We start from the raw sequence: 12,535 nt of genomic DNA, 5'->3' as shown, positions 1-12,535 counted from the left end.
GCTGAAGCGACCCCATCCAATACCGACCAAAAACACTGCCTTTGCCCGCGATCACAGCGGGTTGGGAGGGCTCGCCCGGCCCAAACACAACATCTGGTAGATCGAGTTTTTCACCTATATCGTCCGTTTTTGTCTGAGTGTCCCACCCAGCCCAAGATCAATCGCTTAGCAAGGACAAAAAACCTCCGGAAAACCCTTTGTGGTTTTGGCAAGTTTTTTCTCGATCCAGATGGTTAGTCCGCTCTCATCGGTCAATGTCGGCTTCCAAGAAGCTGCGCTGCAGCATCACTTGTCACGTCGAGTGTCCGCTTAGGGCCGTCGGCGACCCGCGCTCACGTCGCGCGGCGTTGTAGCTGGACCGGTTCAGGGTGCCGGAGCGGGTTGGCACAGGCTTGGACATGTCGCCCGGTTATGCCGCTGGACTCGCGATGTGAATCCCTGGCGAGCTTTGTGCAACAAGGCCACTGGTAGGCCAAGAACGTCGCGCGGCGCGGATGAGACCGTCTCCCCGCAAATCTCATCCCGGCCCTTCCAACTTCTTCCCGGATCTTCCCACGTCAAACCAAGTGAAACGGGGTGTCAGACCATGTGAACACGTACAGTCCCGAGGAAAAGGCGGGCTTTTCCTCGGGTGCCGCGGCCCCTACCTTCGCGGGGAGACGAGGGGGCACGGCGATGATCGGACGGTTTGCGGATGCGGTGACGCGGGGCATCGGGGATGTGACCGCCTCCGTGACGGACGTCTTCGACCCGACGCTGCGCCTTGGTGTCACCGGGCTGAGCCGCGCCGGCAAGACCGTCTTCATCACCTCTCTGGTGGCCAACCTTATCGACCGGGGCCGGATGCCCGGCTTCAGCGCGGGCGACCGTATCGAGACCGCCTTCCTGCAGCCGCAGCCCGACGACACCGTGCCGCGCTTCGACTACGAGGGGCATCTCGCCGCGCTGACCGCCCGCGATCCGCATTGGCCCGAGGGCACCCGCGCCGTCTCGGAGCTGCGTCTGTCTCTCAAAGTGCGGCCGGCGGGGCTGCTCGCCGGGGTCCGGGGCGCGCGGACGGTGCATCTCGACATCGTGGACTATCCCGGCGAATGGCTGCTCGATCTCGGTCTCATGGACAAGACCTATGCGGAATGGTCGGTGCGCGCGCTTGCCCGGTTGGAGAGCTGGCGCGCGGAGGGCTACGCCGCCGAGATGGCCGGGGTCGACGGCACCGCGAAGCTCGACGAACCCCGGGCGCAGGCGCTGGCACGAGCCTATACCGCGGCGCTGCAGACGGCTCGGACGGCGGGGGCCTATGACCTCACGCCGGGGCGGTTCCTGCTGCCCGGCGATCTCGAGGGCTCGCCCGTGCTGACCTTTGCGCCGCTCCCCGAAGGACCGGCCCCGCGGGGCAGCCTGCGCCGCGAGATGGAGCGCCGGTTCGAAGCCTACAAGGCGCAGGTCGTGCGTCCCTTCTTCCGCGACCACTTTGCCCGGCTCGACCGGCAGATCGTTCTTCTCGACGTGCTCGGCGCACTGCGGCGGGGGCCCCGCGCCCTCGAGGAGATGCGCGCGGCGATGGCCGACATCCTGACGGCTTTCCGGCCCGGGGCGCTCGGCTGGCTGATGCAGCTTCTGGGGGCACGGCGCGTCGACCGGTTGCTGTTTGCGGCGACGAAGGCCGACCATCTCCACCACACGCAGCACGCGCGCCTGACCGCGCTGACCGAGGCGCTCGTGCGGGAGGCGCGCAGCCGGGCGGATTTCGCGGGCGCGCAGACCAAGGCGCTCTCCATGGCCGCGCTGCGCGCCACGGTCGAGGAGATGCGGCATCACGACGGCGAGGAGCTGCCGGTCGTGCGCGGCCGCCTTCTGACGCCCGACGGTGCCGCCGGACGCGCGGCGGCGCTCTACCCGGGCGAGATGCCGGCGGATCCGTCCCATGTGCTCGGTCCCGCGCGGGACGGGGCGCGGGCTTGGCTCGATGGCGACTACGACCTGATGGAGTTCGCCCCCGCGCCGCTCACGCTGCGGCCGGGCGAGGGGCCACCGCACATCCGCCTCGACCGGGCGGCGGAGTTCCTGCTGGCCGATCGGTTGTGAGGCGGCGGCGATGAAATCCGCGCGCCGCCCTCCTATGTTGCCAACCATCGCGGCACGGCCGCCCCTATGCCGGACGAGACCCCGATGAAAGATTCCCGCCGCCGCGCCGTCCTCTTCGATCTCGAAACGCCCGAACCCGCGCCGCGCCGCGGGGCGCAGACGCTTGACGATGACACCACACCGCCCGATCCGGCGGCCGCCCCGCCCGTCCCCGATGACGACATCGCGCCGCCCGCGTCGGGCCGGACGATGCAGACCGTCGCACTTCTGGCGGCGCGGCGGGAGCGGGGGCTCGCGCGCTGGTTCTTCTCGGCGCTCGCGGCACTCCTGACGTTCGCGCTTTCGGTCGCGCTCTGGGAGTTTGTGACGGGGCTCCTCGCGGCCAATCCGCTTCTGGGCTGGGTCGCGACGGCGATGGTGGCGCTGTTCCTGTGCGTGTGCCTCGCCATCGCGATCCGGGAACTGGCGGCGCTGTCCCGGCTCGGGCGGATCGACGACTTCCACCGTGAAGCGGCGGCTGCGACCGACCTTGCCGCGGCGCGCAAACTGACCGACCGGCTCAGCGCCTTCTACGCCGGGCGGCCCGACACCCGCAGGGGGCGGGAAGAGCTGGCGGCGCGGAAGGGCGATGTCTTCGACGCAGACGGCATGGTTGCGCTGGCCGAGCGCAGCCTGCTTGCCCCCCTCGACGCCGCCGCCACCCGCGAGGTGGAGGCCGCCGCGCGGCAGGTGGCGCTCGTGACCGCGGTCGTGCCGCTCGCGCTTGCCGACGTGGTCGCGGCCCTGACGTCGAACCTGCGGATGATCCGCCGGATCGCGCTCGTCTACGGAGGGCGGGGCGGCACGCTCGGCTCCTGGCGCCTGGCGCGCAGCGTGCTGACGCATCTGGCCGCGACCGGGGCCGTCGCGGTGGGAGACGACCTGATCCAGTCCGTGGCGGGGGGTGGCGTGCTCTCGAAGCTCTCCCGCCGCTTCGGTGAGGGCATCGTCAACGGCGCGCTCACCGCCCGCGTGGGCCTTGCCGCGATGGAGGTGTGCCGTCCGCTCCCCTTCGCCCACGAACGCCCGCCGCGCGTCACCTCGGTGGTGCAGCGGGCGCTGACCGGCCTCTTCGGCCAGAAAGGACCCTGATGGAAAGCCTTGCCGCCGACCTGCGCACGATGGTGCGCACGCCTCTGACCGACGATCATGTCGCCCGGATGCGGGAGATCGGGCGGGAGGAGACGATTGCCGCCGGCACCGTCTTCGTCTCGCTCGGTGCCCCGGCCGACCGGTTCTACTTCCTGCTCGACGGTGAGGCCGAGGCGGTCGACGCCGTGACCGGCGGCCGCTACGGCGATGGCGCGACGCTGGGGCCGGGGCAATTCGTGGGCGATATCAGCTTCCTGACGGGCGGCAACGCGATGCTGCCGATGCGGACGGTCCAGGATTGCCGGTTCCTCGTGGTCGACCGCGACCCGATGCTGGAGCTGATGTCCGCCGTGCCCGAGATGTCGGACATCGTCGTCACGGTCTTCGCCGCCCGCCGCCGGCGGCTGCTCGAGTCGAACGGTGCAAGCCTCACGCTCATCGGCATGGACCGGGACCGCGACATCCGCGCGATCGGGGCCTTCGCCGCGCGCAACCGCCTGCCGTTCCGCACGCTCGACCTCGACGAGAGCGAGGCCGACAGCATCGCGAAGACGTGCTCGATCGCGCCGCAACATCCGGCGGTCGTCTTCGGGCGGGACACGGTGATCGAGGATCCGACGCCGGCCAAGGTGGCGCGGCTCTACGGCCTCGACCTCTCTCTCGATGAGACGGTCGTTCACGACGTGCTGATCGTCGGGGGCGGGCCGGGCGGCATCGCGGCGGCGGTCTACGCCGGGGCCGAGGGGCTTTCGGCGCTCGTGGTCGAGGACGCGACGATCGGGGGGCAGGCCGGCACGTCGAGCCGCATCGAGAACTACATGGGCTTCCCGACGGGGATCTCGGGGGCGGACCTGTGCTGGCGCGGCGAGGTGCAGGCGATGAAGTTCGGCACCCGTTTCGCCGTGCCCCGCCGTGCCACCGCGCTGACCCGGCGCGACGGCGGCACCTTCTGCGTCACGCTCGACGACGACACCGAGACCTGCGCGCGTGCCGTCCTGATCGCGACCGGCGTGCAATACCGCAGACTGCCGCTCGACCGGTTGGAGGCGCTTGAGGGGGCGGGCGTCTACTATGCCGCGACCGAAATCGAAGCGCGTTTCTGCCGCAATACCGAAGTGGTCATCATCGGCGGCGGGAATTCCGCCGGGCAAGCGGCGATGTTCCTGTCGCGCTACGGCACGCGCGTCCACCTGCTGGTGCGCGGCGACAGCCTGGCCGACAGCATGTCCTCATACCTCTCCGGCCGGCTCGAGGCGGCGGAAAACATCCGCATCCGCTATCGCACCGAAGTCGCGGGGCTCGAGGGCGACGACCACCTCGAGGCCATCAAGCTCAAGGGCGCGGGCGTCGAGGCCGACGAGGCGCGGCTCGAGACCCGCGCGCTCTTCATCATGGTCGGGGCCGCGCCGAACACCGACTGGATGGGCGGGCAGGTCGCCTGCGACGAGAAGGGCTTCCTGCTGACCGGCGAGGCCGTCGGGGCCGACAGCGCCTATGCGACCTCGGTTCCGGGCATCTTCGCCATCGGCGACGTGCGGGCGGGGTCGGTCAAGCGTGTGGCGAGCGCGGTGGGCGAGGGCTCCGTCGTCATGTCGCAGGTCTGGTCGCATGTGATGGACGGTCGCGCCTGACCTGCGGCGCGCGCGCCACGGCGATCCGCTGAGCGGGCGCGCGGGCGGCGAAACGACTGGCAGCGCCTTGGTGAGTGGTTAACGTTGCCTGAACGACCGTTCGGAGCGCCCCATGGAAGCCCTTTTCGTCCTTCTTGCCATCCTGCTGGTGATCGGCATTCCGGTTTCCGTGATCGTCCTGCTCGTCTGGGTCTCCGGTCTCGCGCGGCGGCTGCGCGCGGTCGAGGCGCAGCTGCGGCACATCGGGACGCAGGGGGCACCCGCGAAGGCGAACCCCCCCGCGCCGCCGGCCCCCACGGCCGCCGAGGTTCTGGGGCCCGAGCGACCGGAGGTGGAGGCGACCGATGCCGCCGAGGAACCGGTTCCGGTGGCCGCCCGAACGCGGGCTCCTGCGACGACGACCACCACCTCGACCGCGGTTCGCCGCGCCGGCCGCCGCGGCCCGACGCCCTTCGTGCCGCCGGCACCGACCGGGGCCGCGCGCCCGCGCCGCGACGGCCCCAGCCTCGTCGATCGCGGCCTCGCCTGGCTCCAGGGCAACTGGTTCTACGTCGCGGCCGCCGCGGCCCTGACGCTCGCCGGCATCTTCCTCGTGCAATACGGGGCCGAACGGGGCCTCCTGCCACCGCGCGTGCGCGTCATCGCCGCGCTGGTCTTCGGCCTCGCGCTCATCGCGGGGGGCGAGTGGATCCGCCGCCGCTTCGGCGACGACGAAACGGCGAGCACGGCCTATCTCCCGTCGATCCTCTCGGGCGCGGGGATCGTCACGCTCTTCGGCGCGATCCTCGGCGCGCGACATCTCTATGACCTCATCGGACAGGGCGGTGCGCTGGCCGGCCTGTCGGTCGTGGCGGCGGCGGCCATCGTGCTCGGCTGGTTCCACGGGCCGCTTCTGGTGGCGATCGGGCTTGTCGGTGGTGCGGCGGCCCCCTTCGTCGTCGGGGGCGGGCGCGGGTCGGACCTGCGGCCGCTGCACGGCTATTTCCTGCTCCTTGCGCTCGTCGGTCTCGGCGTCGACGCGGTGCGGCGGTGGCGGGGCCGCTGGGTCAGCGTGCTGGCCCTGGCGACGGGCCTCGGGGCCTCGACCCTCCTTGTCGCGGGCGCGCCCGAGACGGCGATCTGGCACCAGGTGGCGATTCTCGCCGTGGCGCTCGCCAGCGTCGCACTGCCCATCACCAAGGCCCTGCCCGACCATTCGGGGCCGATGGTCGTCGAGGCCGTCCGGCGCGGCGCGCGTCCCCCGATCGAGGAGGCACTGGCCTTCGTCACCATCGCCGTCGTCGCGGCGCTCACCGTGCTGCCGAGCTGGGTTGCCTTCTGGCCGGCCGTCGGCAGTTGCGTCCTCCTTGTCGGCGCGCTGTCCTTCTGGGCGCGGCGGGCCTGGGGGGTGCAGGACGCGGCACTTGCGCCTGCCGCCGCGCTCATCGCCCTGATCGTCCTTGCACCCCTGCCGGAGGGAGAGGCGACGATCACCCTCGTCCTGCTTGCGGGTGGCGCGATCTCGCTTCTCGCCCTCATCCGTTCCGTGGAACCCGAGGCCACGCATCGCCTCGGCTGGACGCTCGGCGCGGTGCTTGCGGCCCCGACGACGGGCCTCGTGTTGCATCTCGCGGCCGACGCACCGGGGCGTCTAGGAGCCTACCCCTGGGCGCTCCACGCGCTTGCCGTCGCCGCGGGCCTGACCTTCGCCGCGACCGCCTGGGCGCGCCGCGATGGCGACGACCGTCTGCGCCCCTCCCTTGCCGCGCTCGTGGCGACGACGCTCATCGCCTATGCGCTCGGGCAGGTGGTGGGCGAGGCCGCGCTGACCGCGTCGGTCGCGCTCATGGCCGCTGGCGCGGCCTGGCTCGACCGGCGCTTCCGCCTGCCGCTCCTGTCGTGGTTCGTCGTCCTCGCCGCACCGTTCACGTTCTGGCGGTTGGCCGCCGTGCCGGGGCTCGACTGGCACCTCGATATGCCGCTCCTGCCGGTGCTGATCTCGCTTGGGGGCGCGGTCGCGGGCTTCGCGCTCGCCACGCTCTGGTTGCGCGACGCCGGGGCGGAACGGCGCGTCGAGCCGCTCGCCGTGGCCGAAACGGCGGCGCTCGGGGCGTTCGGGTTCCTGCTCACGGTGCTGCTGTGGCGGGGGCTCATGGCGGTCGACGCCGACACGCCCCATGTGGCCACGGGGCTGACGGCGACGCTCTGGTTCGGGCTCGCCTGGGGACAACTCGTGGTCTGGGCGCGCAGCACGAGGTTGCGGTGGCTGCGGCTCGGGCTGGCGGCTGTCTTCGGGGGGCTGGCGCTCGTGTCCACCCTGGCCGTCCTGACGCTGGGCAATCCCCTCTTCGCCTCCTACGGCGACCAGCTGGTTCGCGGCTGGCCGGTGTTGAATACGCTCATCCCGGCCTACCTCCTGCCGGCGCTCCTGCTCCTCGGACTCTGGCGCGATCTGGCGCGTCGGCTTCCGGGCAGTATCTGGACGCTCTTCCCCGGCGTTCTGGGCCTCGGGCTGCTGGCGGCCTGGGTCGTGCTGACGATCCGGCACATGTGGCAGGGACCGGAGGGGATGGAGTTCTGGAACGGCGTCTCGCAGCCCGAGATGACGACCTACACCGTCGTCCTGATCCTCCTCGGGGCTGGGCTCTTCTATCAGGGCGTGGCGACGCGGTCGGAGACGTGGCGGCGGGCAGGCACTGGCGTCCTCGCGCTGACGATGCTCAAGGTCTTTCTGATCGACGTCTGGTCGCTCGACGGGCTCCTGCGGGTCGGTGCGCTGATCGCGCTGGCGGCGGCGATGGGCGGGCTCGCCTGGCTCTACCGCTGGACGGGCGGGGCCGGGCCCGACGGGGCCGGGACGGATGTGCCGGGCGGAGAGGGCGATGAGCTGTCGCCGAACGACAGTGCGGACAATGGGCCGGACGCGTCGGCGCGGGAGGCTGACGAAGCGCCGCCGGCCGGATCCGATGGCGATGCCCCCTCGGGCGGGGACGATCCCGCATCGGAAGAACAGCGCGTGCCCCCCGTCGGGGATGTTCCCGACCGCGAAACGCCCCGCAGGTAGCGGTTCGGCCTGCAGGGCCGTCAAGCGGGGGTTTTCCGGCAAGACCACCGCCACGGGTGAGTTGACCCCCGGGAGGCTGGCCCGCGATGCGCGTCATCGTCGGGCTCGACCCGACGATCTCTCGCCCGCGGGTTACCCCGGATGGTCGGGAGATGGCCGGGTCTAGCCCGGCCATGGGGCAGTCCGGACTGGATGCGGCCGGTGCCGCCGTGCCGTCTCCGGCGTTCAGCGGTGCGGGATACGCAGCCGCCTGCGGGGCAGGGGCAGGCAGAGCGGAAGCAACACCAGAAAGGCGGTGCCGAGAAAGGCGATCATCAGAGAAAGGGTCATTGCAGGTCCTCCGAGTCGGAGCCTGGCCGCGAAACGTGAAGGATTGGTTAAGGCGAGCCGAGACCCGCGAGGATCGGCGGTAGCACGGATCCCCGCACGAGCGGTGGCAAGATCCGCGTGCCGGGCCAGATCTGGCTTACCGGAAACAGGACTCGGTCGCGCAGGACGGGCAGGAGCCGGCTGTCGGATTGGTACATCGGCGTAAAGGCCGCCGAGACGGCCTGATAGGCGCGCACGTGCAGGCGGCGGGCGTTGTGCATTCGGTGCCCCGCCTCGCTCAGCGGGCCGGCCGCGACGGCGCGCACCAGCGCCGCCGCATCCAGAAGCGCCATGTTCGCCCCCTGTCCGAGCTGCGGGCTCGCGCGGTGCCAGGCGTCGCCGATATGCACGATCCCATCGCCGTGGGGCCGCCCGAGCGTGCCGTGGGAATAGCGTGCCATGGTCATGGCCCCGTGGTGTTCGACGCGGGCGAGAAAGGGGGCGACGGCGGGCCAGAGCGCTGTGGCCTGATCGCGCCAACGCTCCATCGGCATCGCACACCATGCGGCATGGTGGTCCCGCGGCATCGACCAGAAGACGGCGGCCTGCCGCGGGCCGCCCGCGACCTGCCGCCCGATGGGCAAGACGCCGATCATGTGGGCCGCGCGGCGGTAACACTGCCGCAGCTCGTCGCCGGGCAGGTCTGTCTCCTCGGGCCAGTCGACCGTCCCCCAGATCGCGCCATAGGGCAGAGGGCGCGCCCGGAGTGGCGAAAGGGGCGAGCCGGCACCGGCCGCGTCGACAAGGAGGTCGAAGGCACCGGTCATGCGGTTCCCGATCCGAAAGCACTGCCCATCGCGCCCCGTGACCCGCGCGCCCAGTTCGAAGGTGACGCCCGCCGCCTCGGCCGCCCGCAGGAGAACGCCGTGGAGCGCCGCCCGATGCATGGCGAGGCCCACGCGGCCCTGGCCTGCCGGGTCATAGGTCACGTCGAGCACCTGCCGCCCGGTCGCCGCCTCGTGCCCTGCCATCCGCACGATCGCCTGCCCGAGGGCACGCGCAGCATCGCCGGCCCCCAGCTCGTCGAGCACCGAGAGGCCCACCGGCTGCACCACGAGGCCGGACCCCACGGGCAGCGCCGTCTCGAATTGGTCGAAGACCGTCACCGCATGTCCCGCCTGCGCGAGTCCCGTCGCCGCCGACAGCCCGCCGATTCCAGCCCCTGCAATCCCGATACTCGTCACCCGCGCACACTCCTTGCCGTTCCTTGTTCGCAGTGCCTATAACGCCCGCGATGACGGGACGAGTGCTCATATCGACGCGAATTATCCCCCCGGCGCCCTGATCCTCGGGGCGGCCGGGCAAAGGTGCCGGAGATCGCACTGACCTCAACGACATTCCGAGACGAAGGACGCCACCGATGAGCGCCGAGACCCCCGAAACCCCCGACTACAAATCGACCCTGAACCTGCCGCAGACCGAGTTTCCCATGCGCGCCGGCCTGCCCAAGCGCGAGCCCGGCTGGCTGGAGCATTGGGCGCGGATCGGCGTCTACGACCGCCTGCGTGAGAAGGAAGGCAGAACGCCCTTCACGCTCCACGACGGCCCGCCCTACGCCAACGGCAACCTCCATATCGGCCACGCGCTCAACAAGACGCTCAAGGACATGGTCGTCCGCTCGCGGCAGATGATGGGCCACGACGCGCGCTACGTGCCGGGTTGGGACTGTCACGGCCTGCCGATCGAATGGAAGATCGAGGAGGCCTACCGCAAGAAGGGCCGCGACAAGGACGCGGTGGACGTGGTCGAATTCCGGCAGGAGTGCCGCGACTTCGCCGCCGGCTGGGTCGACGTGCAGCGCGAGGAGTTCAAGCGCCTCGGCATCACCGGCAACTGGGCCGATCCCTACTTGACGATGGACCACCACGCCGAGGCGGTGATCGCGGCGGAGTTCCAGACCTTCCTGATGAACGGCCTCGTCTACCAGGGCTCGAAGCCGGTGATGTGGTCTCCCGTGGAGAAGACCGCGCTCGCCGAGGCGGAGGTGGAGTACCACGACCGGCAGGTGGATGCGGTCTGGGTGAAGTTTCCGGTCGTTGATTTCGGTGCGCACACCGAGGGCCTGTCATATTCTGAGAAGCCCGCGTCCGTCGTCATTTGGACGACGACGCCTTGGACACTGCCGTCGAATAGGGCGATCTGCTACGGACCGTCGATCACTTATGCGCTTTACGAAGTGACATCCGCTGGCAACGATAACTGGGCAAAGGCCGGAGACCGCTTCGTCTTGGCAGAGGCTCTCGCAGAAGGCTTTTTTGAAGCTGCGCGCGTCTTGGAATATCGTTTCATCTGCGGGTTCGCTGATGCTTCAAGCTGTGGCGAGTTCGTCTGCGCCCACCCCCTCCGCGGCACCGATGGCGCGGAGGGAGAATGGGACTTCGACGTCCCCCTTCTCCCCGGCGACCATGTCACCGACGATGCGGGCACGGGCTTCGTGCACACCGCGCCCAGCCACGGCGACGACGACTACCAGATCGGGCAGACGCACGGCCTGCCGATGACCTATAACATCGAGGCCGACGGCTCCTTCCGCGCCGATCTGCCGTTCTTCGGCGGGCAGTACATCCTCAGCCGCGACGGCAAGAAGCCCGGGGGCGCGAACAAGGCGGTCATCGACAAGCTCGTCGAGGTCGGGGCGCTCCTCGCCCGCAAGCGCATCACGATCTCCGACGCGCACAGCTGGCGCTCGAAGGCCCCGGTCATCCGCCTAAACCGCCCGCAGTGGTTCGCCGCCATCGACCGGGCGGTCGGCGACGGGCAGGACAGCTATGGCGAGACCGTGCGTCAGCGCGCGCTGACCTCCATCGACGAGCTCGTGACCTGGACGCCGAAGACCGGGCGCAACCGGCTCTACTCGATGATCGAGAACCGTCCCGACTGGGTGCTGTCTCGCCAGCGCGCCTGGGGCGTGCCGCTCACCTGTTTCACGCGCAAGGGCACCAAGGCCGACGAACCGAACTTCCTCCTGCGGGACCCGGCCGTCAACGCGCGCATCATCGAGGCCTTCGAGGCCGAGGGCGCCGACGCCTGGTATCAGCCGGGGGCCAAGGCGCGGTTCCTCGGCAACGACTACGACCCGGAGGAGTGGGAGCAGGTCTTCGACATCCTCGACGTCTGGTTCGACAGCGGCTCCACCCATGCCTTCGTCCTGCGCGACAGGGCGGACGGCACCGAGGACGGGATCGCCGATGTCTATCTCGAAGGCACGGATCAGCATCGCGGCTGGTTCCATTCCTCGATGCTCCAGGGATGCGGCACGAAGGGGCGCGCGCCCTATCGCGCTGTTGTGACCCACGGGTTCACCATGGACGAGAAGGGCATGAAGATGTCCAAGTCCATCGGCAACACCATCGCTCCGCAGGACATCGTCGACCAATACGGGGCCGACATCCTGCGGCTCTGGGTGGCGCAGGTCGACTACACCGCCGACCACCGCATCGGGCCCGAGATCCTCAAGGGCGTGGCCGACAGCTATCGCCGGCTGCGCAACACGATGCGCTTCATGCTGGGCTCGATGACCGACGAGGCTCCGCTCGACACGCTTGAGATGCCCGAGCTGGAGCGGCTGGTCCTGCACCGTCTGTCGGAGCTCGACGTGCAGGTGCGCGACGCCTATGCGCGCTACGACTTCGCGGAGGTGTTCCAGGCGATCTTCCAGTTCGCGACCGTGGACCTTTCGGCCTTCTACTTCGATATCCGCAAGGATGCGCTCTACTGCGACGGCGACACCACCCGCCGCCGGGCGGCGCGGACGGTGCTCTCGATCCTGCACGCGCGTCTGACGACCTGGCTCGCGCCGATCCTGCCCTTCACGATGGAGGAGGTCTGGCTCGAAGTGCACCCGGGCGACGACAGCTCCGTCCACCTGCAGGACTTCCCCGAGGCGGCCCCGCAATGGCGCGACGACGCGCTGGCCGAAAAGTGGGCGCGCATCCGGAAGGTCCGGCGCGTCGTCCTCGGGGCGCTCGAGGCCGCGCGGCGGGACAAGGCCATCGGCGCGTCGCTGGAGGCGGCCCCGACGGTGCATCTGGACGCCGAAACGGCGGCGATCCTCGAGGACGTGGCCTTCGAGGACATCTGCATCACCTCCGCCATCAGCGTCTCGACCGAGGCCGCACCGGACGGGGCGTTCGCGCTCGACGACACGCCGGGCGTGGCCGTGGCCTTCGCACAGGCGGAGGGGGGCAAGTGCCAGCGCTGCTGGAAGATCCTGCCCGACGTCGGGCACCACGGGCACGACGGGGTCTGCGGCCGCTGCGACGCCGCGCTCGGCTGA

At 70.4% G+C, this 12,535-nt stretch carries 6 protein-coding genes; 5 read left to right on the top strand and 1 reads right to left on the bottom strand.

Annotated elements, in window-relative coordinates; genetic code table 11:
• The first annotated feature begins 675 nt into the window (after positions 1 to 675).
• From HSX43_RS11460 to HSX43_RS11445, 4 genes are all read left to right on the top strand, one after another.
• Positions 676 to 2,085 (top strand): YcjX family GTP-binding protein, encoded by a 1,410-nt coding sequence (locus HSX43_RS11460; protein ID WP_179380260.1) that lies wholly within the window; start codon positions 676 to 678, stop codon positions 2,083 to 2,085.
• 84 nt (positions 2,086 to 2,169) lie between these two features.
• Positions 2,170 to 3,216, top strand: a complete 1,047-nt coding sequence (locus tag HSX43_RS11455) for a YcjF family protein (RefSeq protein WP_179380259.1) — start codon at positions 2,170 to 2,172, stop codon at positions 3,214 to 3,216.
• Entirely contained in the window at positions 3,216 to 4,847 is a 1,632-nt protein-coding gene (locus HSX43_RS11450) for an FAD-dependent oxidoreductase (RefSeq protein ID WP_179380258.1), read from the top strand. The genes HSX43_RS11455 and HSX43_RS11450 overlap by 1 nt, the downstream gene beginning before the upstream one ends.
• 112 nt (positions 4,848 to 4,959) lie before the next feature.
• Complete coding sequence (locus HSX43_RS11445) at positions 4,960 to 7,890, top strand: DUF2339 domain-containing protein (RefSeq protein ID WP_179380257.1); 2,931 nt, start codon at positions 4,960 to 4,962, stop codon at positions 7,888 to 7,890.
• Between the two features lie 377 nt (positions 7,891 to 8,267).
• Here HSX43_RS11445 and HSX43_RS11440 read toward each other — a convergent pair whose 3' ends face one another.
• The gene (locus HSX43_RS11440; RefSeq protein ID WP_179380256.1) at positions 8,268 to 9,443 is read right to left on the bottom strand and encodes an FAD-dependent oxidoreductase; all 1,176 of its coding nucleotides are present in this window, start codon (positions 9,441 to 9,443) and stop codon (positions 8,268 to 8,270) included.
• A gap of 176 nt (positions 9,444 to 9,619) precedes the next feature.
• Between HSX43_RS11440 and ileS the strand changes: the two genes are divergently transcribed.
• A complete protein-coding gene (gene ileS / locus HSX43_RS11435) occupies positions 9,620 to 12,535 on the top strand; it encodes an isoleucine--tRNA ligase (RefSeq protein WP_179380255.1) in 2,916 nt (971 codons plus the stop codon).

The organism is Jannaschia marina (genome assembly GCF_013404595.1).
Lineage (GTDB): Bacteria > Pseudomonadota > Alphaproteobacteria > Rhodobacterales > Rhodobacteraceae > Jannaschia > Jannaschia marina.
Note: the sequence above shows the minus strand (reverse complement) of the source record. Positions and strands in the feature narration are given on the sequence as shown.

What these genes read in the sequence shown, in the direction of transcription:
- HSX43_RS11460 (WP_179380260.1), top strand. Translation starts at nt 676, where the DNA reads ATGATCGGACGGTTTGCGGATGCGGTGACGCGGGGCATCGGGGATGTG.
- HSX43_RS11455 (WP_179380259.1), top strand. Translation starts at nt 2,170, where the DNA reads ATGAAAGATTCCCGCCGCCGCGCCGTCCTCTTCGATCTCGAAACGCCC.
- HSX43_RS11450 (WP_179380258.1), top strand. Translation starts at nt 3,216, where the DNA reads ATGGAAAGCCTTGCCGCCGACCTGCGCACGATGGTGCGCACGCCTCTG.
- HSX43_RS11445 (WP_179380257.1), top strand. Translation starts at nt 4,960, where the DNA reads ATGGAAGCCCTTTTCGTCCTTCTTGCCATCCTGCTGGTGATCGGCATT.
- ileS (WP_179380255.1), top strand. Translation starts at nt 9,620, where the DNA reads ATGAGCGCCGAGACCCCCGAAACCCCCGACTACAAATCGACCCTGAAC.